The sequence below is a fragment of the Massilia sp. CFBP9026 genome (genome assembly GCF_034045165.1).
Taxonomy (GTDB): domain Bacteria; phylum Pseudomonadota; class Gammaproteobacteria; order Burkholderiales; family Burkholderiaceae_D; genus Telluria; species Telluria arenae.
The window spans coordinates 587,918-612,679 of record NZ_JAXCWH010000001.1 but is presented as its reverse complement, the minus strand read 5'-3'; the positions used below and the strand labels follow the sequence as shown (position 1 = coordinate 612,679).

The following is a 24,762-nucleotide window of genomic DNA, read 5'->3' as shown; positions in this document are numbered from 1 at the left end:
CTACCCGGAGAGGGTAAGGAGGGTTTGCATGACCGCGCGGTGGGCTGCGGCGGTTGGTCGTGAGGGCTTGGAAAGCGATCATTCCTGCCAGTGTAGCACCGGCGGCCCCCCGATGGGGAATGTCGGGGATCAGCCCTTGGCCAGCTTCTGCCAGGTCTCGATCACCGAATCCGGGTTGAGCGACATCGACTCGATGCCCTCATCCACCAGCCACTGGGCGAAGTCCGGATTGTCCGACGGCCCCTGGCCGCAGATGCCGACGTACTTGCCCTGCTTGAGGCAGGCCTTGATCGCCAGCGACAGCATCGCCTTGACGGCCGGGTCGCGCTCGTCGAAGTCCTTGGCCAGCAGTTCCATGCCGGAGTCGCGGTCCAGGCCCAGGGTGAGCTGGGTCAGGTCGTTGGAGCCGATCGAGAAGCCGTCGAAGTACTCGAGGAACTGCTCGGCCAGGATGGCGTTGGACGGCACTTCGCACATCATGATCAGGCGCAGGCCGTTCTCGCCGCGCTTCAGGCCGTTCTTGGCCAGCAGGTCGACGACCTTTTCGGCCTGGCCCAGGGTGCGCACGAACGGCACCATCAGCTCGACGTTGGTCAGGCCCATCTCGTTGCGCACCCGTTTCATGGCCGCGCATTCCATCGCGAACGATTCGGCGAAGTCCTCGGCCAGGTAGCGCGCCGCGCCGCGGAAGCCCAGCATCGGGTTTTCTTCGTCCGGCTCGTAGCGCGAACCGCCGATCAGCTTCTTGTACTCGTTCGACTTGAAGTCGGACAGGCGCACGATCACCGTCTTCGGCCAGAAGGCGGCAGCGATGGTGGCCACGCCTTCGACCAGCTTGTCGACGTAGAAGGCGCGTGGCGAGGCGTGGCCGCGGGCCACCGATTCCACCGCTTTCTTCAGGTCGGCGTCGATGTTCGGGTACTCGAGGATGGCCTTCGGGTGCACGCCGATATTGTTATTGATGATGAACTCGAGGCGGGCCAGGCCGACGCCGTTATTGGGCACCGACTGGAAGTCGAAGGCCAGTTGCGGGTTGCCGACGTTGAGCATGATCTTGGTCTTGATCGGCGGCAGTTCGCCGCGCGCGACTTCGGTGACCTCGGTTTCCAGCAGGCCGTCGTAGATCATGCCTTCGTCGCCTTCGGCGCAGGACACGGTGACCAGGGTGCCGTCCTTGAGCACGTCGGTCGCGTCGCCGCAGCCGACCACCGCCGGCACGCCCAGCTCACGCGCGATGATCGCCGCGTGGCAGGTACGGCCGCCGCGGTTGGTGACGATCGCCGCTGCGCGCTTCATCACAGGTTCCCAGTTCGGGTCGGTCATGTCGGCCACCAGCACATCGCCCGGCTGCACGCGTTCCATCTCCGATGGGTCGGTGATGACGCGCACCGGGCCGGCGCCGATCTTCTGGCCGATCGCACGGCCATGGGTCAGCACGGTGCCGCTGCCTTTGAGCTTGAAGCGCTGCTGGGCATCGGTCGATTTCTGCTGCGACTTCACGGTTTCAGGACGCGCCTGCAGGATGTACAGCTTGCCGTCGCGGCCATCCTTGCCCCACTCGATGTCCATCGGACGGCCGTAGTGGTTTTCGATGATCATCGCGTACTTTGCCAGCTCGATGACTTCTTCCTCGACCAGCGAGTAGCGGTTGCGCAGCTCGATCGGCACGTCGACCGTCTTGACCGAGCGGCCGGCCTTGGCTTCGCTGGTGAACTCCATCTTGATCAGCTTGGAGCCGATATTGCGGCGGATGACGGCCGACTTGCCCTGGGCCAGCATCGGCTTGTGGACGTAGAACTCGTCCGGGTTCACTGCGCCCTGCACCACGGTCTCGCCCAGGCCATAGCTCGAGGTGATGAACACCACGTCCTTGAAGCCCGACTCGGTATCGATGGTGAACATCACGCCCGAGGCGCCGGTATCGGAACGCACCATGCGCTGCACGCCGGCCGACAGCGCGACCTCGGCGTGGGTGAAGCCCTTGTGCACGCGGTAGGAGATCGCGCGGTCGTTGTAGAGCGAGGCGAAGACGTGCTTCATCGCCTCGAGCACGTTGTCGATGCCGACCACGTTCAGGAACGACTCCTGCTGGCCGGCGAAGGACGCATCCGGCAGGTCTTCGGCGGTGGCCGACGAGCGCACGGCGAACGAGACTTCGGTTTCCGAACCGGCGACCAGGCGCTCGTAGAACGAGCGGATGTCGCTTTCCAGGCGTGGCTGGAACGGGGTCTCGACGATCCAGCCGCGAATCTCGGCGCCGGCGGCGGCCAGCGAGCGCACGTCATCGACGTCCAGGTTCTCGAGGCGGGTGGCGATGCGCTGGCCCAGCGATGGACCGCCGTTCGCGCTATGGTCGAGGAAGTCGCGGAAGGCGTCGGCGGTGGTGGCAAAGCCGGTCGGCACGCGCACACCGGCGGTGGCCAGCTGGCTGATCATCTCGCCGAGCGAGGCGTTCTTGCCGCCGACCGACTCGACGTCGGTCATGCGCAAGTCCTCGAACGAGGCCACGTAGACGCGGTTGGCCGCGTCTGGCGTCAATGCTGGAGTAGCTAGGTTAGTCATGATAAAACACCCTTACTTGATGATGGAAATCTGTTGGCGCATCGGTGCCGGTAAGCGGGGGCGTCTTGACGTGTTCTTGTTATTCTGGCCCGCGTGCAGCACAATGCAAAACCCGTTGCCGAGCATTTTACCCCGCGACAGGGTGAAGTGCAGCGCACTTTTGATGTTACTTTGTCAGCAAAGCATACCGATCCAGCCATCATGACCGACGATTCCCTGCCTCCTCCAGTCACCGCTTCGCGCACCGTCTTCTTCGTTTCGGACGGCACCGGCATCACGGCGGAGACCTTCGGTCACGCCGTGTTGAGCCAGTTCGACCTGCGTTTCCGCCAGATCCGGCTGCCGTTCGTGGATTCGATCGAGAAGGCGCACGACGCCGCGCGCCGCATCAACGAAAGCTTCGCGCTGCACGGCCAGCGGCCGATCGTGTTCTCGACGCTGGTGAAGCACGACCTGTCGAGCGTGATCCGCTCGGCCAACGGCATGCACATGGACCTGTTCCAGACCTTCGTCGCGCCGCTCGAGCAGGAGCTGGACGTCAAGTCGACGCACACGATCGGGCGCATCCACAATGCAGTGGACACCGAGGAATACAAGAACCGCATCGAGGCAATCAATTTCTCGCTAGCGCACGACGACGGCCAATCGCACAAGAACCTGGCCGAGGCCGACGTGATCCTGGTCGGCGTCTCGCGTTCCGGCAAAACGCCGACGAGCCTGTACCTGGCGATGCAATACGGCCTGAAGGCCGCAAACTATCCCTTGATCCCCGACGACTTCGAACGCGGCAAGCTGCCGAGTTCGCTGCCGCCATTCAAGGCCAAACTATTCGGCCTGACGATCACCCCAGAGCGCCTCTCGCAAATCCGCAACGAGCGCCGCGCCGGCAGCAAATACGCCTCCCTGGAAAACTGCCGCTACGAAGTCAACGAAGCCGAACACCTGATGCGCCGCGAAGGCATCCGCTGGCTCTCGTCGACGACGAAATCCATCGAAGAAATCGCCACCACCATCCTCCAAGAAATCAAACCCGACCGCCGCGAGTACTAACGCCCATTAGGGTCAGAGTCGAATTATCGAGAAAGCTTTCGGAGTGCCCATTAATTCTGCACAAGCCAGCCTCGACTTGCCTAAAAGCTCGTGCACATTAATTAGGGTCAGAGTCGAATTGTTTGACAGCTTTGAGGAATTGCTCCGCAATTCTACTCTGACCCTAATTAATTTCCGCGGTTTGAGCACCGTCGGCCGAGCACTCTGGAGATAAGATTCCGCAGAGGACTACAGTCCCCAACTGTTAGCGCTATATCACCCACAAATTAAATAGGGTCAGAGTCGAATTATTTGACAACATTAACAGCTGAGCCGTTAATTCGACTCCGACCCTAATTATCCGTCGAGTAATTGGCCAATAATTCGACTCCGACCCTATTTATTTGCGGGCCGAGTTTGGGAAATTGCTCAACAATTCTACTCTGACCCTAATTGGGGGTTAGAAGAATTGGCGCCAGTCGGCGAGCCAGGGGGGGAAGGCGGTGGCTTCCATGGGGTTGGCGATGTGGTAGCCCTGGGCGTAGGTGCAGCCGAGGCTTTGGAGGAAGTCCCAGTCCTGGCGGGTTTCGACGCCGACGGCGACGGACATGCGGTCGAGACTGTGGGCGAGGTTCAGGCAACTGCGCAGGACCGTACCCAAGGGGCGGCGCTTTGAGGCGCCGTCGACGAAGCTGCGGTCGATTTTCAGTTCGGTGAAGGGGATGCGCGCCAGTAGTTGCAGGTTCGATCTTCCTGTGCCGTAGTCGTCGATCGCCAGGCCGAAGCCCATCATACGCAGGCGGACCAGGCGTTCGATGAAATCGGGGTTCGTGTTCAGGACCGACGATTCCGGCAACTCGAAGGTGATGTAGTCGGGCAGGACCTTGTGGCGCTCCAGCGAGGCCACGATCTGGCGCACGAAGGCCGGATGGGCCAGCGTTTCGGGGGCGATGTTCAGCGAGATCGGGACCGGGATGCCCTGCTCCTGGAACCAGCGGCAACGCTCCACCGACAGCTCGATCATGCTCCAGTCCAGGAAGTCGATGCGGCCGCTTTCTTCCAGCGCTTCCATGAAGGATGCGGGGCCCAGCACGCCGTGCTCGGGGTGGCGCCAACGGGCGAAGGCTTCCAGGCCTTTCACCTGGCCGGTCGCGAGCTCGATCTTGGGCTGGAAGAAGGGCTCGAACTGGCGCTTCTGCAGGCCGATGCCGATCTGCTGGAAGGTGAAGCGCGGGCCGCCCGGCTTGCGCGGTGCACGCGCCAGCGGGGCATAGTTGTCGAGCAGCGGTTTCAGCTTGGCGGCGCTGACCGGCCTGGCGATCACGCCCAGCAGCTCGACGCCGTAAGCCTCGGCCAGGGTCTCGACCGAGAACAGCAAGTCGGCGGGCTGCGCGCCCGTGACCACCAGGCGCGCCGGCGTTTGAATCTCTCCCAGCTTGCGGATCAGCTCAAGGCCATCCATGCCCGGCAACGCGAGATCGATGATGGCGATGTTCACCGCCGGCGCCAGGCCGGCTTCCAGGGTCTGCAGCGCGTGATGCCCGTCCGGCACCTCGGTGACGCGGCTGGCGCCGAGCTGGCCCAGCAAGTCCACCAGCGCCCTGCGCTGGGCCGGGTCGGCTTGTGCCACCAAAAAATGCAAATGCGCGATGTCCATCGTTGCTCCAGTTTCCCAGCCGCCAGCCTACGCGATGCGCGGGAAGCCGTCCATATTTAAGCTACATCTGCTGCTGGCGCAGTCCTTCGAAGAAGCACACGGCCGCGCAGGCAGCGACGTTGAGCGACTCGACCTGGCCCGCATGCGGCACCGCGACCCGGTGCGTGGCGAGCTTCAATAATTGATCCGACACGCCCTGCCCTTCGTGCCCCAGCACCCAGGCCACCGGCCCGCGCAGGTCCAGCGCATACAGCCGCTCGGCCGCATAGCCGCTGGTGGCCAGCACCGGCACCGAGGCGCCCTGCACCAGCGGCGCCAGCTCTACCCCCTCGAAGATGTCGAGCACGAAGTGCGCGCCCATCGCCGCGCGCAGCACCTTCGGCGACCAGCAGAAGGCGGTGCCGGGGCTGCAGTAGACCTGCTTGATGCCGGCCGCCGCCGCGCTGCGAAGGATCGAGCCGACGTTGCCCGGATCCTGCACGCCGTCCAGCAGCACGCTCGACCCCACCAGGGCCGGCGCCGCCGAAGGCTGAGGCGAATCGATCACGAACAGCAGATGCACGCCATGTTCGACCTGGCTGACGGCGTTGAACAGCGCGTCGGGCAGCGCCGTCACCGGCGCATTCCGGTCTTCACAGCGAGAGACGATGGCCTGCACTTCGTGGTTGCCAAGTGCGCCCTCCGACACCACGCAGTGGTGCGGCGCGCCGCGCAGGTCGAGCCAGCTCTGGCACAGATGCACGCCGTCGAGCAGGCTTTGCCCGGCCTTGCGCCGCGCCTGCGAGCTGGTGGCCAGGCTTTTCAGGTCTTTATAGAACGCGTTGTCGCGCGAGGTGATGGTTTTCATACTGCTCATGCTTCAATCAATTCAGCAAACAGGTCGACCTGCAGCATATTGCGTACCGGCGCGAACGAACGCCGGTGTGCCGGCGACGGGCCGTGCAGGCGCAGGCGCTCGAGGTGCAGCGCCGTGCCGTAACCCTTGTGCTGGTCGAAGCCGTATTGCGGGTAAAGGTCGTGCAGGCGCACCAGCGCGGCGTCGCGCGCCGTCTTGGCCAGGATCGAGGCGGCCGAGATGGCGTTGACCTTGTCGTCGCCCTCCACGATCGCATGCGCACGCACGTCCATCTGCGGGCACCGGTTGCCGTCGATCAGGGCCAGCGTCGGCAGCGTGTGCAACGCTTCCACCGCGCGTCGCATCGCGAGCATGGTCGCCTGCAGGATGTTGATGCTGTCGATTTCTTCGCACGAGCATTCGGCGATGGCCCAGGCCAGTGCATGCTCGCGGATCAGGGGCGCAAGCTGGTCGCGCCGCGCCTCGCTCAGCTTCTTGGAATCGCGCAAGCCCTCGATCGGCCGCAGCGGATCGAGGATGACGGCGGCGGCGAACACCGGCCCCGCCAGCGGACCGCGTCCGGCCTCGTCGACACCGCAGACGATATCGAGTTCGGTGAACGGCCGCAGCCTGGGCGGCAGGCCGGGATACAGATTGACTTTCTTCTTCCTCATGTCAGCTCACGCGGCCCTGTCCAATGACGCGCAACACCGCTTCCGCGCTCTCGCGCGCACTGTCGCGCAGCAGGCTGTGATGCATCTCCAGGAAACGCGCGGCCAGCCGCTCGCGCCCGGCCGCATCCTGCAACTGGGCCCACACGGCGTCGGCCATGGCTTCGGGCGTGGCGGCGTGCTGGATCAGCTCCGGCACCAGGAACTCGCGCGCCAGGATGTTCGGCAGGCCGATCCAGGGCTGGTAGCCCATGTGACGCATGATCGCATACGAGGCCGCCATCACCTTATAGGCGATCACCATCGGCTTCTTGAACAGCGCCACTTCCAGGGTCGCGGTCCCGGAAGCGACCAGCACCGCGTCGGCGGCGGCGATCGCCGTGTGCGAGCCGGCGGCGGTCACCTGCAGTTCGACGTCCTGCAAGCCGGCCTTGACCACGAGCTCGTCGAAGTAGGCGCGCTGGCGTTCGCCGACCATCGGCACCACGAAGGTCAAGCCCGGATCGCGCGCGGCCAGCAGCTTGACCGCGCGGATGAACGGCTCGGCCAGGTATTTCAACTCGCCCATGCGGCTGCCCGGCATCACCGTCACCACGCGCGCATCCGGATCCAGGCCGAGTGCGCGCCGCGCCGCGGCCACGTCCGGCGCCAGCGGGATGGTCTCGGCCAGCGGGTGCCCGATATACGTCACCGGCACGCCGGCCTCGCGATAGATCGCTTCCTCGAACGGGAAGATCACCAGCATGTGCGACACAGCGCGCTGGATCTTCTTGATCCGCCCGCCGCGCCAGGCCCAGATCTGCGGCCCGATGAAGTGCACGGTCGGAATGCCGGCGCCGCGCAACTGCTCTTCGAGGCCGAGATTAAAGCCCGGATAGTCGGCGCCGATGAAGGCGGCCGGCCGCTCGGCGATGAGACGGTCGCGCAGCCGGCTCTGGATGCGTTTCAGTTCAGGGTAGCGGGGAATGACTTCGAACAGGCCGCGCACAGTGAGCGTGTCCATCGGGACCTCGCTGACGAAGCCCAGCTCGATCATGCGCGGCCCGCCGATGCCGTGGAAGCGCGCCTGGGGCAAATGCGGCCGCAGCCCGGCCAGCAGGCGCGCGGCAAGCATGTCGCCGGACGCCTCGCCGGCCACCAACGCCAGCGAAACGTCGTTGTTCATCTCGTTAGCGGACGATGCCACGGGTGGCGGTGCCGAGGAATTCGCGCAGCAGGCGAATGTCTGCGCTGGCCGCCGGCAGGCGCTCTTCTTCGGCCAGCAGAGCCGTCTTGGCTTCTTCCAGCGTCAGGTTCGAGCGGTACAGCAGCTTGTAGGCGCTGCGGATGCCGTCCAGCTGTTCGCGGCTAAACCCGCGCCGCTTGAGGCCTTCGAGGTTCACGCCGCGCGCGCCGGCCGGATTGCCGGAGACGAGCACATAGGGCGGCACGTCCTGGGTCAGGCTGGTGTACATGCCGATGAAGGCATGGGCGCCGATCTTGCAGAACTGGTGCACGCCGACGAAGCCCGACAGGATGGCCCAGTCGCCCACCTGCACGTGGCCCGCGAGCTGGGCGTTGTTCGAGAAGATCGTGTTGCTGCCCACCTGGCAGTCGTGCGCCACGTGGACGTAGGCCGAGATCCAGTTGTCGCTGCCGACGCGGGTCACGCCTTCGTCCTGGACCGTGCCCACGTTGAAGCTGACGAACTCGCGCACCGTGTTGCGGTCGCCCACTTCGAGGCGGGTTGGCTCGCCGTCCCACTTCTTGTCCTGCGGCGCGCCGCCGATCGAGCAGAACTGGAAGAACTTGTTGTCCTTGCCGATCGTCGTGTGGCCTTCGATGACCGCGTGCGGGCCGACCACGGTGCCGGCGTCGATGCGCACATGCGGCCCGATGACCGAATACGGGCCGACCTCGACCGAGCTGTCCAGCTCCGCCTTCGGATCGACGATCGCGGTCGAATGGATTTTACTCATCTGGCTCTCCTTACTCGGCCGCGCTATCAGGGCCTTTCATGGTGGCTTCGGCGGCGCCGCGGATGGTGCACATCAGCTCACCTTCGACCGCCACCTTGCCGTCGACGGTCGCCACCGCCTTGTACTTCCAGATGCCGCGCGACACGCGCAGGATCTCGATTTCCATGCGCAGCTGGTCGCCCGGCTCGACCGGACGCTTGAAGCGGGCGTTGTCGATGCCGACGAAGTACACCACCGAGTTTTCGTCCGGCTTGACGTTCATGGTCATGAACGACAGGATGGCCGCGGTCTGCGCCATCGCTTCGATCATCAGCACGCCAGGCATCACCGGCTTGTGCGGGAAGTGGCCGTTGAAGAATTCTTCGTTGACGGTGACGTTCTTGATCGCGACGATGCGCTTGCCCAGTTCGACGTCCAGCACGCGGTCGACCAGCAGCAGCGGATAGCGGTGAGGCAGGTATTCCTTGATCTGGGTGATGTCGAGGGTCTTGAGTTCTGGAGTGGTCATTTTTGTTCTGTCAGGTTTCTGATGGTTTTCTCGAGCGTGCGGATCTTGGCGCGCATCGAATCGAGATTGCGCACGATCGCCGCGCTGCGTTCCCATTCGGCGTTCTTGGCCAGGGGGTAGAAGCCGGTGTACTGGCCCGGTTCGAGGACCGAGCGCGACACCATGCTGCCCGAGGAAATATGGACGTTGTCGGCGATTTCGAGGTGGCCCAGCACCATGGCGGCGCCGCCGAAGGTGCAGCGGCTGCCGATCTTGGCGCTGCCGGCCACGCCGACGCAGCCGGCCATCGCGGTGTGCGCGCCGATGCGGCAGTTGTGGCCGATCTGGATCTGGTTGTCGAGCTTCACGCCGTCTTCGATCACGGTGTCGTCCAGCGCGCCGCGGTCGATCGTCGTGTTGGCCCCGATGTCGACGTCGTCGCCGATCAGCACGCGGCCGGTCTGCGGAATCTTGATGTAGGCGCCAGCTTCGACGGCAAAACCGAAGCCGTCGGTGCCGATCACCGCGCCCGAATGCAGGATGCCGCGCTTGCCGATGCGGCAGCGCGCGTGGAAGGTCACGTTCGCGAACAGCTGCGTGTGTTCGCCGATCGCGGCTTCGCGCCCGATGAAGCAGCCGGCGCCGATCACGACGTGGGCGCCGATGACTGCGCCCGCCTCGATCGTCGCGTGCGGCCCGACGTGGGCGGTCGGGTCGACCATGGCGCCGGGATCGACCACGGCGCTCGGATGGATGCCGGGCGCCGGCGCCTGCTCGGTGAGCGACACGAAATACTGTGCCGCGCGGGCGAAGTAGGCGTAGGGGTTGGTGGTGACGATGCGCGCGCCTTCATAGGTCGCGGCCACCGTCGGATCGTCCAGCGGCGACAGGATCAGCGCCGCCGCCTGGCTTTGCGCGGCCAGTGCGCGCAGCTTGCTGTTGCTGAGGAAGCTGATGTGCGAAGCGCCGGCGCTGTCCAGGGGGGCGATCGCCTGGACCTCGAGGTCCGGGTTGCCCACCAGCTGTCCGCCGAAGCGCTCGACCAAATCGCCCAGTCGAATGCCCATCTCGGTCTTTCCAGTGTAAGTCAAAATCGGTACTGCTTTACTTGTCGAGCAGTTTCAGGATCTTGTCGGTGATGTCCACGCGTGGGCTGACCCACGCCGCCTCGACCAGCACGGCGTCGAGTTTTTCCTGTTCCGCGACCTGCTCGACCAGCTTGTAGGCCTTTTGCGCGATCGCGGCGCGTTCTTCGTTCTTGCGCTGCTGCAGGTCTTCCTGGAACTCGCGCTGCATGCGCTCGACGTCCTTCTGCATGTTGTACAGCTCGCGCGCGCGGCGCGTGCGGTCCAGCTCATTGAGGCCCGCCGCTTCGGCGTCGAACTTCTCGGACGTCTGCTTGTACTTGCCGACCATCTCCTCGACCGCCTTCTGGCGCTTCGAGAACTCGGCGGCCAGCTTGGCGTCGGCCGCCTTGGCCATCCTGGAGTCGGTCATCAGGCGCTCGGTGTAGACGAAGCCGATGCGGCTGACGGTCGCCTGCGCCTGCGCCAGCGGCGCGGCACAAACTGCGGCCAGCACCAGCGAGGCGCCGAGCGCGGGTCGAACCGTGGACCTGCGTTCACCAGGCAGCGAGTCAATCAGATTTTTCAACATAAGTCTCTCGCAATCGTTCTTCGGGTCGCCGTGGGTCGCTTAGAAGCCGGTACCCATCTGGAACTGGAAGCGCTCCAGGCGGTCGCCCGGCAGCGAATTCAGCGGCTTAGCATAACTCAACTTGAGCGGACCGACCGGGGAAATCCAGGACAGGCCGATACCGGCCGAGTAGCGGAACTCGTCGAAACGGATCTTCGCGTCTTCCTGGAACACCTGGCCGCCATCGACGAAGGTGAACCAGCGCAGGCTGCGGTCGGTGCCGCTGCCCGGGAACGGGAACTGCAGCTCGGCGTTGCCGATGATGCGCTTGGAGCCGCCGATCGCATCGTAGTAACGCGGATCGACCACACCCAGCGACGAACTCTCGTAGCCGCGCACCGAACCGATGCCGCCCGCGTAGAAGTTCTTGAACACCGGGTAGGCGCTGCCGCCGATGCCCTTGCCGTAATCGAACTCGCCGCGCAGGGCCAGCGTCATCCAGCGGGTCAGCGGCTTCCACCACTGATGCTCGTACACCATCCGGTAGTACTTGGCGTCGCCGATGGCGTCGATCTCGAAGTTGGCGCGCTGGAAGCGGCCGCGGGTCGGGGTCACCGCGCTGTCGCGGGTGTCGCGGCCCCAGGCCGCGGTCAGCGGGATCGCATTGGTGGTGGCCTTGCCGATGCCGCTGGCCGGGCCGCCATTCTGGCGCACGAAGGTCTGGTAGACCGTCGGCGAGGTCTGGTCGGTTTCCAGCTCGGTGCGTTCGAGTCCGGCGCCGAAGTAGACGGTGTCGGATTCGGAGAACGGCACGCCGAAGGTCAGGTTGCCGCCCATCTGCTTGACGGTGTAGGAACCGATGTTCAGCGCCGGCGGACGCGAGGTGCGCAGGTACAGCGAGAAGGCGCGCGAGATGCCGTCATCCGTGAAGTACGGGTTGGTCTGCGAGAACGCGATCGTGCGGTTGTACTTGCTGGTGTTCAGCTCGATGCCGACCGTGTTGCCGCTGCCGGCGAAGTTGGCCTGCGAGATCGACGCAGTGAAGGTGAACTTCTCGGACTGCGAGAAGGCGCCGCCGATCATGAAGTTACCGGTCGGTTTTTCTTCGACCGCGATGTTCACGTCGACCTGGTCCGAGGTGCCTGGCGACTCCGGCGTCTCGACCTTCACGTCCTTGAAGTAGCCGAGTCGGTCGACACGGTCGCGCGACAGCTTGACGCGGTTGGCGTCGTACCACGAGCTTTCGAACTGGCGGAATTCGCGGCGGATGACTTCGTCGCGGGTGACCGTGTTGCCCGAGATGTTCATGTGGCGCACATAGGCGCGCTTCCCCGGATCGACGAAGAAGGTAAACGCGACTTCGCGTTTCTCGCGGTCGAGTTCCGGGTTGGCCGTCACGTTGGCGAAGGCGTAGCCGTAGGTGCCCAGGCGGTCGGCGATGAACTTGTTGGTCGCTTCCTGCAGGTCGCCGACATAGGTCTTGCCCGGCTGGAGCACGATCAACTCCTTGAGCTCTTCCTCGCGGCCGAACATCTCGCCCTCGAGCTTGACGCTCGAGACGGTGTACTGCTCGCCCTCGGTGATGTTGAGGGTCAGGTAGATGTCGCGTTTATCCGGGGTGATCGAGACCTGGGTCGATTCGACGTTGGCTTCGAGGTAACCGTGGTTCAGGTACCAGGACTTGATGGTCTCCAGGTCGCCGGTCAGCTTTTGCTTGGAATACTGGTCGGCCTTCGAGTACCAGGTGAACCAGCCCGACGGGCGCAGTTCGAGCAACTGGCGCAGCTGCTTGTCGGAAAAGGCCTTGTTGCCGATGATGTTGATGCCCTTGATCTTGGCGACATCACCCTCGTCGATATTGAACATGACCGTCACGCGGTTGCGCTCGATCGGGGTCACGGTGGTGGTGATCTTGACGCCGTACAGGCCATGCGACAGGTACTGGCGCTTGAGCTCCTGTTCGGCGCGGTCGACCGAAGCCTTGTCGAAGATGCGGGTCTGGGCCACGCCGATCTCGGACAGCGCCTTGACCAGCATGTCTTTTTCGAATTCCTTGGTGCCGGTGAAATCGACCGAGGAAATCGCCGGGCGTTCCTCGACCAGCACCACCAGCACGCCATTTTCTTCCTCAAGGCGGATGTCCTTGAAGAAGCCGGTGGCGTACAGTGCCTTGATCGCGCTCGAGGCCTTGGCGTCGTCGAAGGTCTCGCCCACGCGCACCGGCAGATAGCTGAACACGGTGCCTGCTTCGGTCCGCTGGATGCCTTCGACCCGGATATCCTTGACGACGAACGGGTTGGCGGCCAGCGCATTGCTTGCGCACAGGGTCAGCACGGCCGCGCCGATCAAGCTGCGACGAATGAACGGCAGGGCAAAACGATCTGGTTGTGATTTCATTGGCTGGATCAAAGGGTCAGTCATTTGGACAACGATTGCATATTATTCTGTGCCGGGAATTGCACGCCCGATTCCGGGAGCGCATGCGGGCCGCTAAAGCAGCCGCACCAGGTCATTGAAGACGGCGAGCGCCATCAGCATGAACAGCAGGCCGACCCCGGCGCGCTGCGCGAACTCTCCGACGCGCGCAGGAAGGGGACGCCCGGTCAAAACTTCCAGCGAATAATACAGTAAATGGCCACCATCCAGAACTGGAATTGGTAACAAATTCATTACTCCTAAGCTGATACTAATAAAGGCGATGAACTGTAAATAGCTTACGAGACCTATTCTTGCAGTCTGTCCGGCATAATCGGCGATGGTAATGGGACCGGTCACATTCTTCCACGACGCTTCCCCGGTAATCATCTTCCAGATCATCTTGAGGGTCATCACGCTGGTGTCCCAGGTGCGCTCCGCGCCGCGCGCGATCGCCTCGAACGGGCCCGAACTCACGGTCACCATCTCCGGGGCCTGGGCCACCATGGCCTTGATCACGCCGCGGCCATTCGCATCCGGCTCCGGGGTCAGGGTCAGCGCCACGGGGCGTCCGCCCCGCTCGACCTCGATCGCCATCGGCTTGCCTGCAGATGCGCGCACGGCCTCGATGAAGGCGATGCCATCGACGACGGGCTGGCCGCCGGCGCGCAGCACCAGGTCGCCGTCCTGCAGGCCGGCGCGCTGCCCTGCCCCATCCGCGATCACCTTCTCGATGCGCGGCTGCGGGCGCCACAGGTCCAGGCCCAGTTCGGCCATCACGTCGGTCTCGACGTCGAGCCGGCCGACCACGGCCGCAGGCAAGGTCGCGCCATAAGTGCCGCCGTTGGCGCTGCGCAGTTCGAGGCGCGCGTCGGATTTGTCGACCGCCGCCTGCAAGACCTGCCAGCGCAGCTCGGTCCACGAACGTACCCCGTTGCCGTTCACCGCCACCACGGTATCGCCGCCACGCACGCCGGCTTTTGCCGCCTCGGATGCCGCCGGCGCCTCGCGCAGGCGCGCCGAAGGCTCGTCCACGCCATGCATATACAGCGCGGCCATCAGGCCGATCGCGAGCAGGAAGTTGGCCAGCGGGCCGGCGGCCACGATGGCGATCCGCTTCCAGACGTTCTGGCGCGTGAATTCGCGATCCAGGTCGGCGTCGCTGGTCGGCGCGGTTTCGGGGTCGCGCGCATCGAGCATCTTGACGTAGCCGCCCAGCGGCAGCATGGATACCGCCCATTCGGTCTGGTCCTTGCCGAAGCGGCGCGACCAGACCACGCGGCCCATTCCGACCGAGAAGCGCAGCACCTTGACGCCGCAGGCGCGCGCGACCAGGTAGTGGCCCAGTTCGTGGATCACGATCAGGGGACCGAGCGCCAGCACGAAGGCCAGCACGGTGTAAAGCATGGTCATGGTGCGCTCCGTGGGATCAGCGCTGCAAGCCTGAAGCGAGGTTCGATACGGCGTCGTCGGCGGCCGCGCGCGCGCGCGCGTCCTGGGCCAGCACCGCCTCGATCGACGGGGCCGGGCCGTGCGGCACGACGTCGAGCGCGTGGCGAATCACGCGGTCGATGTCGCGGAAACCGATGCGGCGCTCGAGGAAGGCCTGCACCGCCACCTCGTTGGCCGCGTTGAGCAGGGCCGGGGCGGTGCCGCCCGCGCGCAGCGCGTCAAAAGCGAGTGCCAGGCAAGGGAAGCGCTCGAAGTCGGGCGCGAAGAACTGCAGCCCGGCCATCTGCGTCAGGTCGAGCTGGGCCACGCCCGAGTCGATCCGCTCCGGATAGGCCAGCGCATTGGCGATCGGCGTGCGCATATCGGGATTGCCCAACTGCGCCAGCACCGAGCCGTCCACATACGAGACCATCGAATGGATCACGCTCTGCGGATGGATCACGACTTCGATCTGGTCGGCCGGCGCGCCGAACAGCCAGTGGGCCTCGATCACTTCCAGGCCCTTGTTCATCATGGTGGCGGAATCGACCGAGATCTTGCGGCCCATGACCCAGTTCGGGTGCTTGCAGGCTTCATCGGGGGTCACGCTGTCGAGCGTCTCGACGGCGCGGTTCAGGAACGGGCCGCCGGATGCGGTCAGGAGGATCTTTGCCACGCCCGAGGCGGCTGGAACCCGCGCATACGAGGACGGCAGCGACTGGAAGATCGCATTGTGTTCGCTGTCGACCGGCAGCAGGGTCGCCTTGTGCTCGCGCACGGCATCCATGAACAGCTGGCCCGACATCACCAGCGCTTCCTTATTGGCCAGCAGGATCTTCTTGCCGGCGCGGGCCGCGGCGAGCGTCGGCGCGAGGCCCGCGGCGCCGACGATGGCGGCCATCACGATGTCGGTGTCGGCGCTGGAGGCGATATCGCACAGCGCCTGCTCGCCATATTCGACACTGGTCGGCAGGTCGGCGATCAGGGCCGCGAGCTGCGCGGCGGCTTCAGGGCTGCCGACCACGGCGCGCTGCGGGCGGAACTGGCGGCAGGCCGCGGCCAGTTCTTCCACGCGCGAATGCGCGCTGAGGGCGTAGACGCGGTAGCGGCCTGGATGGCGCGCCACCACGTCGAGGGTCGAGGCGCCGATCGAACCGGTGGCGCCAAGGATGGTAATGCCTTGCATGGAGACTTCCTTCTAGAGCCGGGTGGCGATCAGGGCCGCCAGCGGCAGGACCGGCACGAGTGCGTCGATCCGGTCCAGCACGCCGCCGTGGCCAGGCAGCAGATTGCTGCTGTCCTTCATGCCGGCGCGACGCTTGAGCTGGGATTCGAACAGGTCGCCGACCACGCTGGCGACGACGATGAGGGCGATGACGCCGAGCATGCCGGCCCAGCCGAAGCTGGCCTGCACGCGCACCGCGAAGGTATTGGCGAGGGCCTCGCCGCCGAACAGGACGGTGGTTGATGCCAGCAGCACGGTCACGATGCCGCCGCCGATGGCGCCTTCCCACGACTTGCCGGGCGAGATCGACGGCGCCAGTTTGTTCTTGCCGAAGGTCTTGCCGCACACATAGGCGAAGATGTCGGCCGACCAGACGATGACGAGCACCGACAGCAGGAACAGGGCCGAGTACTGGAACAGCATGACGATGGCGGCGAAGCAGGCCACCAGCGAAATCGCGTACAGCAGACTGAGCAGCGTGTTCGGCGTGCTGGCCAGCGGCGGCAGGCCGAGCTTGAGCGTGGGCGCGAAGCGCAACGCCCACAGCAGCGCGCCGATGGCGAACCAGAAGGTCGGATCGCCCTGCTCGCGCATGAAGAAGGCATAGGCGAAGGCGATGGTCCAGGCCGCCGCGATCGCCACCGCGCTCTTCGCGCCCGGATTGAACAGGCGGAAACACTCCCAGATCGCCGCTCCGAAGAACACCGAAGCGACCACCGCGAACGCCGTGGGGTTATTGGAGTACAACACCGGCAGCAGGACTGCCAGCAGGACGAGCGCGGTGACGATCCGGGTCTTGAGCATCAGTTGGTCTTCTTCGCTACTTGGGCGCTGGTCTGGCCGAAGCGCCGTTCGCGCGCCTGGAACGAGGCGATGGCCTCATCCAGCGCCTCGGGCGTGAAATCGGGCCAGAAGGTGCTTGTGAAATGCAGTTCGGCATACGCCAGCTGCCACAACAGGAAATTGGAGATGCGTTCCTCGCCGCCGGTCCGGATGAACAGGTCGGGTTCGGGCGCATACGCCATCGCCAGGTGCGGAGCCAGCATTTCCTCCGTAAATTCGGTCACGCCGGGGTTGGCCTGCACCATCTTCCCCGTTGCCTGCATGATATCCCAGCGGCCGCCATAGTTGGCGCACACGGTGACGGTCAGGCGGGTATTGCCGGCGGTGCGGCGCTCGGCATTGGCGATCATCTCCTGCAGCTTGGCGTCGAAGCGGCTCAGGTCGCCCACGACTTTCAGGCGAATATTATTGGCGTGCATCTTCGAGACTTCGCGCTCGAGCGCCGTCACGAACAGGCGCATCAGCAGCGAAACCTCGTCGGCCGGGCGGCGCCAGTTCTCGGACGAGAACGCGAACAGGGTCAGGTACTCGACCCCGCGCAGCACGCAGGCTTCGACGATGCCGCGTACGGCTTCCACGCCCTTGACGTGGCCGGCGACGCGCGGCAGCAGGCGTTTGGTGGCCCAACGGCCATTGCCATCCATGATGATGGCGACGTGGCGCGGCACGGCGGGCGTCTCGGGAACGGCGGTGGTCGAACTTTTGAACATCTTGTATCCAGCAGTGCTGCGCCCGGACTCCCGTCCGGCGGTGCGCATATGGCCAATCAGAATTGGACAATCATAAGGTAGGCGGACCGGCCGCGGCAAGTTGCCGGGGCCGGTCCGCAAGAAAGCCGTTGAGCCAGACCTTACACCGTCAGGATTTCTTTCTCTTTTTCACCCAGCAGCTTGTCGATGTCGGCCACGGCCTTGTCGGTCAGCTTCTGGATTTCGTCCGAGGCGCGGCGCTCGTCGTCTTCCGACGCGGTCTTGTCTTTGACCATTTTCTTGAGCGCTTCGTTGGCATCGCGGCGGATATTGCGCACGGCAATCTTCGCATCTTCGCCTTCCGACTTGGTCAGCTTGACCATTTCTTTGCGGCGCTCTTCGGTCAGCGGCGGGGTCGGCACGCGGATCATGTCGCCCTGCGACGATGGGTTCAGGCCCAGGTCGGCGTCGCGGATCGCTTTTTCGATGGTCGCGGCCATTTTCTTTTCGAACGGCTGGACGCCGATGGTGCGCGCGTCGACCAGGGTCAGGTTGGCGACCATCGGCAGCGCGGTCGGGCTGCCGTAGTAGTCGACCAGCACGTGGTCGAGGATGCCGGTGTGGGCGCGGCCGGTGCGGACCTTGGCCAGGTCGGCTTTCAGGGTCTCGATGGACTTGATCATGCGCTCTTGCGCGTTCTTTTTGACGTCAGCCAGGGACATGCTGCTCTCCTTGTTGTTCAGTAAATATTTAAACGTGTACCAGTGTACCTTCGTCTTCGCCCATGATCACGCGGGTGAGCGCGCCGGGTTTGACGATGGAGAACACCTTGATCGGCAGTTTCTGGTCGCGGCACAGGGCGAAGGCGGTGGCGTCCATCACTTGCAGGTGCTTGGCGATCGCTTCGTCGAACGTGATGCTTTCGTAACGCGTCGCGTGCGGGTCTTTCTTTGGGTCGGCGCTGTAGACGCCATCGACCTTGGTGGCCTTCAGGACGATCTCGGCCGAGATCTCGGCGCCGCGCAGGGCGGCCGCGGTGTCGGTGGTGAAGAACGGGTTGCCGGTGCCGGCGGCGAACACGACCACTTTACCTTCTTCCAGGTATTGCAGCGCTTTCGGGCGCACATACGGCTCGACCACCTGCTCGATGCCGATCGCCGACATGACGCGGGCGGTGATGCCGACGTGGCGCATGGCGTCGGCCAGGGCCAGCGCGTTCATGACGGTGGCCAGCATGCCCATGTAGTCGGCGGTGGCGCGGTCCATGCCCTGGGCGCCAGGGGCGACGCCGCGGAAGATGTTGCCGCCGCCAATCACGACCGCCACCTGCACGCCCAGCTTCGCCACTTCCGCCACGTCGGCCACCATGCGCTCGATGGTGGCGCGGTTGATGCCGAACGGGTCGTCGCCCATCAGCGCTTCGCCGGACAGTTTCAGGAGGACTCGTTGGTAGGCTGGTTTTGACATGATGAAGCGGCTCCTAATGTGATGTTTCGATGGTGCGAATTCGGGTCCGATCGCGGCCCGTGGGCTGCGATCTCATCTGCCTCGAGGGCGATGGCATTGTAAGGCGGGCGCTGCGCGTGAGGCGCTACGGTGTGCATCGAACTTAGGTTCCCGCCTGCGCGGGAACGACGTGCGGAAGGTGCGGACTGTGGAGCCTTCTTCGGCCCGCACCCCATGAACGTCGTTCCCGCGACGGCGGGAACCCCAGTTCGCCGTGCAGCCAAGAAATACTTCATGGCCGCAACACACAAACGATCCCACCTTAAAAAAACGGACCTTGCGGCCCGTTCTTTTGATTACTGCTTGTTTGCAGCCATCTGGGCTGCAACTTCTGCTGCGAAGTCGTCGACCTTCTTCTCGATGCCCTCGCCCACCACGTACATGGTGAATGCCTTGACGCTGGTGTTCGATGCTTTCAGGTATTGCTCGATCGACTGCTTGTCGTTCTTCACGAATGCCTGGTTCAGCAGCGACACTTCTTTCAGGTACTTCTGCACCGAACCGTCGATACGCTTGGCGACGATTTCGTCCGATTGCGGCTGCTTGCCTTCGGCGACAGCTTTTTCAGCGTCTTCCTTGGCCTTCAGTTCGGCGACCGAACGCTCTTTTTCGATCATTTCAGCAGGCACTTGCTCCGACGACAGAGCGACTGGCTTCATTGCAGCGATGTGCATGGCCAGGTCCTTGCCGACTTGCTCGTCCGCGCCGTCGAAGTCGACGATGACGCCGATACGGGTGCCGTGCAGGTACGAAGCCAGCTTGCCGGTGGTTTCGAAACGCTGGAAGCGACGCACGGTCATGTTCTCGCCGATCTTGCCGATCAGGCTGGTACGCACGTCGTCGAAGGTCTTGCCGTCGTGCGGCAGTGCTGCCAGGGCAGCGACGTCAGCCGGGTTGTTCTCGGCGACCAGCTTGGCAGCCAGGTTGACCATGGCCAGGAATTCTTCGTTCTTGGCGACGAAGTCGGTTTCGCTGTTGACTTCGACCAGCGCGCCGACGTTGCCGGAGATGTAGGTAGCCACGACGCCTTCGGCGGTGATGCGTGCCGATGCCTTCGATGCCTTGCCGCCCAGCTTGACGCGCAGGATTTCTTCAGCACGACCCATGTCGCCGTCGGCTTCGGTCAGTGCTTTTTTGCATTCCATCATTGGCGCGTCGGTCTTCGCGCGCAGTTCGCCTACCATCGCTGCAGTAATCGCTGCCATGTTGATTTCTCCTAAATGTTTTATCCGGGTTGCAGGTCGTTATAAAACGCCCCACAGGTATTCAGCTTAAAAAAAGGGGGGCTCGTGTGCGGCGCCCCCTTAGATGTGCCAGCGGGTCAAGGACCCGCCGTCACTTATGCCTGCTCGGAAACTTCGACGAAGTCGTCGCCGCCAGCCTTGACCATTTCAACGACTTCGTTGGTGGCGTTGGCGCGGCCTTCCAGGATCGCATCGGCGACGCCGCGTGCGTACAGGGTGATCGCTTTCGACGAGTCGTCGTTGCCTGGGATGACGTGGGTCACGCCTTCTGGCGAGTGGTTGGTATCGACGATGCCGATGACCGGGATGCCCAGCTTGCCGGCTTCGGTGATGGTGCCCTTGTGGTAGCCGACGTCGACGACGAAGATCGCGTCAGGCACGCCGCCCAGGTCCTTGATGCCGCCGATCGACTTCTGCAGCTTTTCCATTTCGCGCGAGAACAGCAGCGCTTCTTTCTTCGACATCTTCTCGACCGAACCGTCTTCGACCTGGGCTTCCATGTCTTTCAGGCGCTTGATCGAGGTCTTGATGGTCTTGAAGTTGGTCAGCATGCCGCCCAGCCAGCGCTGGTCGACGTAAGGCACGCCAGCGCGCTGAGCTTCAGCGGCGATGATGTCGCGTGCTTGACGCTTGGTGCCGACCATCAGGATGGTGCCGCGGTTGGCCGAGATCTGCTTGATGGTTTTCATCGCATCCTGGTACATCGCCATGGTTTTTTCCAGGTTGATGATGTGGATCTTGTTGCGATGACCGAAGATGAACGGCGCCATCTTTGGGTTCCAGAAACGGGTCTGGTGGCCGAAGTGGATACCGGCTTCCAGCATTTCACGCATAGTAACGGACATGTAATTCTCCAGGGTTGGGTCTTGAATGTGGCCAGTCACCAGTCAGGCACCCTTTTAGGGCCACATTCGCGATTTCAATAAATTAAAGGTACAGTTTTTACAACATTGCTCAATGCGAATCCGAGCAACCCGAGATTCTAGCGGGATTTGCCGTTTTATTCAAGCGTGACGTGGAGCTGGCGGCCGCAGCGACCCTGAGGAAGGAATGTTTCCTCTATAATGGACCCTTATTGCACACTCAGTGCATCGACTACCGCAGGATAAGAATCCCCTATGGCCTCCACTCCCAAAACTCCCGAAGAAATCGAAGGCATGCGCGTCGCCTGCCGCCTCGGCTCGGAAGTGCTCGACTATATCACCCCATTCGTGAAGCCCGGCGTCACCACCGGCGAACTCGACCGCCTGGCGTATGAGTACATGGTCAACGTCCAGGGCACGACCCCGGCGACCCTGAACTACGCCCCGCCCGGCTACCCGCCCTTCCCCGGCTCGATCTGCGCCTCGCTCAACGACGTGATCTGCCATGGCATCCCGGGCGACCGCGTGCTGAAATCGGGCGATGCGCTCAATATCGACATCACCCCGATCACCAAGGACGGCTACCACGGCGACAACAGCCGCATGTACCTGGTCGGCGAGCCGTCGATCATGGCGCGCCGCCTGTCCGAGATCACCTTCGAATGCATGTGGCTGGGCATCGCCGCCGTCAAGCCGGGCAAGCACCTGGGCGACATCGGCCACGCGATCCAGCAGCATGCAGAAAAAGCCGGCTACAGCGTGGTGCGCGAATTCTGCGGTCACGGCGTGGGCCGCGTGTTCCACGAAGAGCCGCAGGTGCTGCACTACGGCCGCCCCGGCACCCTTGAGGAACTCAAGCCGGGCATGATCTTCACCATCGAGCCGATGATCAACGCCGGCCGCCGCGACATCAAGGAAATGCCGGACGGCTGGACCATCAAAACGAAAGACCGCAGCCTGTCGGCCCAATGGGAGCACACGGTGCTGGTCACCGAGACCGGGGTCGAGGTGCTGACCATGTCGGCCGGCAGCCCGCCGCCGCCCGCCATCGTGCTGCCGCTGCTGAACCCGGGCGCGGTGCCGGCCCTGGCCGCGGCTTAAAGGAAAGCCCATGGGACAGGCCGCCCTGCTCGACACCGCCCGCACCACGCTGCGCCAGCGCCTGAAAGCCGAACGCCAGCTGGTATTCCAGGCCTTCCAGGAAGACGGCAAGCCCGAAAAACTCCTGCGCAGCCTGCGCCAGGTGGTCGACGGCGTGCTGCTCGATGCCTGGCAGGCCGCCGGCCTGCCGGAGCACACCGCGCTGGTGGGCGTGGGCGGCTACGGGCGCGGCGAACTGTTCCCCTATTCCGACGTCGACCTGTTGATCCTGCTGGGACAGCCGGCCGACGCCATCACCCAGGCGCGCCTGGAAGGCCTGGTCCAGCTGCTGTGGGACCTGGGCCTGGAGATCGGCCACAGCATCCGCACCGTGGACGAGTGCCTGAGCGAATCGGCCGCCGACATCACCGTGCAAACGAGCCTGCTGGAAGCGCGCCTGGTCACCGGCAGCGCGCCGCTGTTCGAGGAGCTGCAGCGGCGCTACCGCGACGCCCTCGATCCGCAGGCCTTCTTCCAGGCCAAGACCGCCGAGATGCGGCTGCGCCACGCCAAGCACGAATACACCGCCTTCGCGCTCGAGCCGAACGTCAAGGAAAGCCCCGGCGCGCTGCGCGACCTGCAGGTGATCCTGTGGGTGGCCAAGGCCGCGGGCCTGGCCGACACCTTCGGCCAGCTCGCCACGCGCGGCCTGATCACGCGCATGGAAGCGCGCCAGCTGCTGGAAAAGGAAAGCGCCTTCAAGGACATCCGCATCCGCCTGCACCTGCATACGAAACGGCGCGAAGACCGGCTGGTGTTCGACGTCCAGACCGCGATCGCCGGCACCCTGGGCCTGACCGCCAGCGGCGAAGGTCCTGATGCGCGCCGCGCCAGCGAATTTTTGATGCAACGCTACTACTGGGCGGCCAAGACCGTGACCCAGTTGAATACGATTTTGCTGCAGAACATCGAGGCCCAACTGTTCCCGCAGCCGTCGGTGGCCATCCCGATCAGCGCCCACTTCACCCAGGTGGGCAGCCTGATCGACGTCGTGGCCGACGACACCTTCGAGAAGCACCCCTCCGCCATCCTCGAGCTGTTCGTGGCGATGACCGAGCGCCGCGAACTGAAGGGCATGACGGCGCGCGCCACCCGCGCGCTGTGGCATGCGCGCACTTTCATCGACGAGGCCTTCCGCGCCGACCCTGGCAACAAGGCGCTGTTCCTGCGCGTGCTGCAGGCGCCGCGCGGCCTGGTGCACGCGCTGCGCCGCATGAACGAATTCGGCATCCTGGGCCGCTACCTGCCGGCCTTCCGCAAGATCGTCGGCCAGATGCAGCACGACCTGTTCCACGTGTACACCGTGGACCAGCACATCATGATGGTGGTCCGCAACCTGCGCCGCTTCACGATGCCGGAACACGCGCACGAATACCCGTTCTGCAGCCAGCTGATCGCCGACTTCCACGACCGCTGGCTGCTGTACGTGGCAGCCCTGTTCCACGACATCGCCAAGGGCCGCGGCGGCGACCATTCCAAGCTCGGGATGGACGATGCGCGCGGCTTCTGCCGCGAGCACGGCATCAGCGAGGAAGACACCGAACTGGTGGTATTCCTGGTCGAGCAGCACCTGACCATGTCGACCGTGGCGCAGAAGCAGGACCTGTCCGACCCCGACGTGATCCAGGCCTTCGCCGCCGTGGTGAAGGACGAGCGTCACCTGACCGCGCTGTACCTGCTGACGGTGGCCGACATCCGCGGCACCAGTCCCAAGGTGTGGAACGCCTGGAAGGCCAAGCTGCTGGAAGACCTGTACAAGGTCACCCTGCGCGTGCTGGGCGGCGAGCCGCATTCGGCCGACCGCGAGCTGCGCACGCGCCAGAAGGAAGCGCTGGCTACCCTGCGCCTGTTCGGCCTGGACGCCAATGCCCACGAAGCGCTGTGGAAGCAGCTCGACGTGGCCTACTTCCTGCGTCACGACGCCTCCGACATCGCCTGGCAGACGCGCGCGCTGGTCGACAAGGTCGACGCCGACAAACCCGTGGTGCGGGCGCGGCTGGCGCCGATCGGCGAAGGCCTGCAGGTGGCGGTCTATGTGAAAGACCAGCCCGACCTGTTCGCGCGCATCTGCAGCTACTTCGACCGCAAGAACTTCAGCATCCTGGACGCCAAGATCCACACCACGCGCCACGGCTATGCGCTGGACAGCTTCCTGGTGGCGGACGAGAACTTCGCCGGCAGCTACCGCGACATCATCAGCCTGATCGAGCACGAGCTGTGCTCCCAGCTGCTGTCGCAGGAGCCGCTGCCGGCGCTGGTGCGCGGACGCCTGTCGCGCGTGGCGCGCACCTTCCCGATCACGCCGACGGTCGAACTGCGGCCGGACGAGCGCGGCCAGTTCCACGTGCTGTCGATCGCCGCCAACGACCGCATGGGCCTGTTGTACGCGATCGCCAGCGTGCTGGCGCGCTACCGGCTCAACCTGCACACGGCCAAGATCATGACCCTGGGCGAACGCGTCGAGGACGTGTTCCTGATCGACGGCCCGGCCCTGAACAATCCACGCACCCAGGTGCAGCTCGAGACCGATTTGCTTGATGCACTGAAGGTCTAGCCCTTAAAGTTTGACTCA

The 24,762-nt window shown here is 64.3% G+C and carries 21 protein-coding genes; 3 read left to right on the top strand and 18 right to left on the bottom strand.

Annotated features, from left to right (window positions below; genetic code table 11):
* Positions 1-129: 129 nt before the first annotated feature.
* Positions 130-2,562 (bottom strand): phosphoenolpyruvate synthase, encoded by a 2,433-nt coding sequence (ppsA, locus tag SOM28_RS02600; protein ID WP_320467082.1) that lies wholly within the window; start codon positions 2,560-2,562, stop codon positions 130-132.
* A gap of 201 nt (positions 2,563-2,763) precedes the next feature.
* On the opposite strand from ppsA, the gene ppsR reads away from it, so the two are divergent.
* Positions 2,764-3,612 (top strand): posphoenolpyruvate synthetase regulatory kinase/phosphorylase PpsR, encoded by an 849-nt coding sequence (gene ppsR, locus SOM28_RS02595; protein ID WP_123071698.1) that lies wholly within the window; start codon positions 2,764-2,766, stop codon positions 3,610-3,612.
* Between the two features lie 439 nt (positions 3,613-4,051).
* Here the strand turns inward: ppsR and SOM28_RS02590 are convergent, their stop codons facing one another.
* From SOM28_RS02590 to rpsB, 17 genes are all read right to left on the bottom strand, one after another.
* The gene (locus tag SOM28_RS02590) at positions 4,052-5,248 is read right to left on the bottom strand and encodes an EAL domain-containing response regulator (protein WP_320467081.1); all 1,197 of its coding nucleotides are present in this window, start codon (positions 5,246-5,248) and stop codon (positions 4,052-4,054) included.
* A 61-nt stretch (positions 5,249-5,309) separates the two neighbouring features.
* Complete coding sequence (locus SOM28_RS02585; RefSeq protein WP_123070392.1) at positions 5,310-6,095, bottom strand: TrmH family RNA methyltransferase; 786 nt, start codon at positions 6,093-6,095, stop codon at positions 5,310-5,312.
* A 5-nt stretch (positions 6,096-6,100) separates the two neighbouring features.
* Positions 6,101-6,757, bottom strand: coding sequence for a ribonuclease HII (gene rnhB, locus SOM28_RS02580; protein ID WP_183407474.1), 657 nt, complete (start codon positions 6,755-6,757; stop codon positions 6,101-6,103).
* Position 6,758: 1 nt separating this feature from the next.
* On the bottom strand, positions 6,759-7,919 hold the full coding sequence (gene lpxB / locus SOM28_RS02575) for a lipid-A-disaccharide synthase (RefSeq protein WP_320467080.1): 1,161 nt from the start codon (positions 7,917-7,919) through the stop codon (positions 6,759-6,761).
* A gap of 4 nt (positions 7,920-7,923) precedes the next feature.
* Positions 7,924-8,712 carry an acyl-ACP--UDP-N-acetylglucosamine O-acyltransferase gene (gene lpxA, locus SOM28_RS02570; protein ID WP_123070390.1) on the bottom strand — a complete coding sequence of 263 codons (789 nt, stop codon included), beginning with the start codon at positions 8,710-8,712 and terminating at the stop codon, positions 7,924-7,926.
* Positions 8,713-8,722: 10 nt separating this feature from the next.
* A complete protein-coding gene (fabZ, locus tag SOM28_RS02565; protein WP_123070389.1) occupies positions 8,723-9,220 on the bottom strand; it encodes a 3-hydroxyacyl-ACP dehydratase FabZ in 498 nt (165 codons plus the stop codon).
* Entirely contained in the window at positions 9,217-10,266 is a 1,050-nt protein-coding gene (gene lpxD, locus SOM28_RS02560) for a UDP-3-O-(3-hydroxymyristoyl)glucosamine N-acyltransferase (protein ID WP_123070388.1), read from the bottom strand. Before lpxD ends, fabZ begins: the two co-directional genes overlap by 4 nt.
* 37 nt (positions 10,267-10,303) lie before the next feature.
* Entirely contained in the window at positions 10,304-10,855 is a 552-nt protein-coding gene (locus SOM28_RS02555) for an OmpH/Skp family outer membrane protein (protein WP_123070387.1), read from the bottom strand.
* A gap of 39 nt (positions 10,856-10,894) precedes the next feature.
* Positions 10,895-13,231: an outer membrane protein assembly factor BamA gene (bamA, locus tag SOM28_RS02550; RefSeq protein ID WP_123070386.1), complete on the bottom strand. Its 2,337-nt coding sequence runs from the start codon at positions 13,229-13,231 to the stop codon at positions 10,895-10,897.
* A 93-nt stretch (positions 13,232-13,324) separates the two neighbouring features.
* Positions 13,325-14,662: an RIP metalloprotease RseP gene (gene rseP, locus SOM28_RS02545; RefSeq protein ID WP_320467079.1), complete on the bottom strand. Its 1,338-nt coding sequence runs from the start codon at positions 14,660-14,662 to the stop codon at positions 13,325-13,327.
* 16 nt (positions 14,663-14,678) lie between these two features.
* Positions 14,679-15,866: a 1-deoxy-D-xylulose-5-phosphate reductoisomerase gene (gene ispC, locus SOM28_RS02540; RefSeq protein ID WP_320467078.1), complete on the bottom strand. Its 1,188-nt coding sequence runs from the start codon at positions 15,864-15,866 to the stop codon at positions 14,679-14,681.
* Between the two features lie 12 nt (positions 15,867-15,878).
* A complete protein-coding gene (locus SOM28_RS02535) occupies positions 15,879-16,709 on the bottom strand; it encodes a phosphatidate cytidylyltransferase (protein WP_320467077.1) in 831 nt (276 codons plus the stop codon).
* Entirely contained in the window at positions 16,709-17,458 is a 750-nt protein-coding gene (uppS, locus tag SOM28_RS02530; protein WP_123070382.1) for a polyprenyl diphosphate synthase, read from the bottom strand. Before uppS ends, SOM28_RS02535 begins: the two co-directional genes overlap by 1 nt.
* Before the next feature lie 140 nt (positions 17,459-17,598).
* Positions 17,599-18,159, bottom strand: coding sequence for a ribosome recycling factor (gene frr, locus SOM28_RS02525; protein ID WP_123070381.1), 561 nt, complete (start codon positions 18,157-18,159; stop codon positions 17,599-17,601).
* Between the two features lie 28 nt (positions 18,160-18,187).
* Positions 18,188-18,904 (bottom strand): UMP kinase, encoded by a 717-nt coding sequence (gene pyrH, locus SOM28_RS02520; protein WP_123070380.1) that lies wholly within the window; start codon positions 18,902-18,904, stop codon positions 18,188-18,190.
* A gap of 335 nt (positions 18,905-19,239) precedes the next feature.
* Positions 19,240-20,148, bottom strand: coding sequence for a translation elongation factor Ts (gene tsf / locus SOM28_RS02515; protein ID WP_320467076.1), 909 nt, complete (start codon positions 20,146-20,148; stop codon positions 19,240-19,242).
* A 134-nt stretch (positions 20,149-20,282) separates the two neighbouring features.
* On the bottom strand, positions 20,283-21,032 hold the full coding sequence (gene rpsB / locus SOM28_RS02510) for a 30S ribosomal protein S2 (RefSeq protein ID WP_005667508.1): 750 nt from the start codon (positions 21,030-21,032) through the stop codon (positions 20,283-20,285).
* 273 nt (positions 21,033-21,305) lie between these two features.
* Here rpsB and map point away from each other — a divergent pair, with 273 nt between their 5' ends.
* Together map and SOM28_RS02500 are read left to right on the top strand one after the other, a co-directional pair.
* Positions 21,306-22,151 carry a type I methionyl aminopeptidase gene (map, locus tag SOM28_RS02505; RefSeq protein WP_123068828.1) on the top strand — a complete coding sequence of 282 codons (846 nt, stop codon included), beginning with the start codon at positions 21,306-21,308 and terminating at the stop codon, positions 22,149-22,151.
* A gap of 10 nt (positions 22,152-22,161) precedes the next feature.
* Entirely contained in the window at positions 22,162-24,744 is a 2,583-nt protein-coding gene (locus SOM28_RS02500) for a [protein-PII] uridylyltransferase (RefSeq protein ID WP_320467075.1), read from the top strand.
* Positions 24,745-24,762: the final 18 nt, after the last annotated feature.

What these genes read in the sequence shown, in the direction of transcription:
- ppsA (WP_320467082.1), bottom strand. Translation starts at nt 2,562, where the DNA reads ATGACTAACCTAGCTACTCCAGCATTGACGCCAGACGCGGCCAACCGC.
- ppsR (WP_123071698.1), top strand. Translation starts at nt 2,764, where the DNA reads ATGACCGACGATTCCCTGCCTCCTCCAGTCACCGCTTCGCGCACCGTC.
- SOM28_RS02590 (WP_320467081.1), bottom strand. Translation starts at nt 5,248, where the DNA reads ATGGACATCGCGCATTTGCATTTTTTGGTGGCACAAGCCGACCCGGCC.
- SOM28_RS02585 (WP_123070392.1), bottom strand. Translation starts at nt 6,095, where the DNA reads ATGAAAACCATCACCTCGCGCGACAACGCGTTCTATAAAGACCTGAAA.
- rnhB (WP_183407474.1), bottom strand. Translation starts at nt 6,757, where the DNA reads ATGAGGAAGAAGAAAGTCAATCTGTATCCCGGCCTGCCGCCCAGGCTG.
- lpxB (WP_320467080.1), bottom strand. Translation starts at nt 7,919, where the DNA reads ATGAACAACGACGTTTCGCTGGCGTTGGTGGCCGGCGAGGCGTCCGGC.
- lpxA (WP_123070390.1), bottom strand. Translation starts at nt 8,712, where the DNA reads ATGAGTAAAATCCATTCGACCGCGATCGTCGATCCGAAGGCGGAGCTG.
- fabZ (WP_123070389.1), bottom strand. Translation starts at nt 9,220, where the DNA reads ATGACCACTCCAGAACTCAAGACCCTCGACATCACCCAGATCAAGGAA.
- lpxD (WP_123070388.1), bottom strand. Translation starts at nt 10,266, where the DNA reads ATGGGCATTCGACTGGGCGATTTGGTCGAGCGCTTCGGCGGACAGCTG.
- SOM28_RS02555 (WP_123070387.1), bottom strand. Translation starts at nt 10,855, where the DNA reads ATGTTGAAAAATCTGATTGACTCGCTGCCTGGTGAACGCAGGTCCACG.
- bamA (WP_123070386.1), bottom strand. Translation starts at nt 13,231, where the DNA reads ATGAAATCACAACCAGATCGTTTTGCCCTGCCGTTCATTCGTCGCAGC.
- rseP (WP_320467079.1), bottom strand. Translation starts at nt 14,662, where the DNA reads ATGACCATGCTTTACACCGTGCTGGCCTTCGTGCTGGCGCTCGGTCCC.
- ispC (WP_320467078.1), bottom strand. Translation starts at nt 15,866, where the DNA reads ATGCAAGGCATTACCATCCTTGGCGCCACCGGTTCGATCGGCGCCTCG.
- SOM28_RS02535 (WP_320467077.1), bottom strand. Translation starts at nt 16,709, where the DNA reads ATGCTCAAGACCCGGATCGTCACCGCGCTCGTCCTGCTGGCAGTCCTG.
- uppS (WP_123070382.1), bottom strand. Translation starts at nt 17,458, where the DNA reads ATGTTCAAAAGTTCGACCACCGCCGTTCCCGAGACGCCCGCCGTGCCG.
- frr (WP_123070381.1), bottom strand. Translation starts at nt 18,159, where the DNA reads ATGTCCCTGGCTGACGTCAAAAAGAACGCGCAAGAGCGCATGATCAAG.
- pyrH (WP_123070380.1), bottom strand. Translation starts at nt 18,904, where the DNA reads ATGTCAAAACCAGCCTACCAACGAGTCCTCCTGAAACTGTCCGGCGAA.
- tsf (WP_320467076.1), bottom strand. Translation starts at nt 20,148, where the DNA reads ATGGCAGCGATTACTGCAGCGATGGTAGGCGAACTGCGCGCGAAGACC.
- rpsB (WP_005667508.1), bottom strand. Translation starts at nt 21,032, where the DNA reads ATGTCCGTTACTATGCGTGAAATGCTGGAAGCCGGTATCCACTTCGGC.
- map (WP_123068828.1), top strand. Translation starts at nt 21,306, where the DNA reads ATGGCCTCCACTCCCAAAACTCCCGAAGAAATCGAAGGCATGCGCGTC.
- SOM28_RS02500 (WP_320467075.1), top strand. Translation starts at nt 22,162, where the DNA reads ATGGGACAGGCCGCCCTGCTCGACACCGCCCGCACCACGCTGCGCCAG.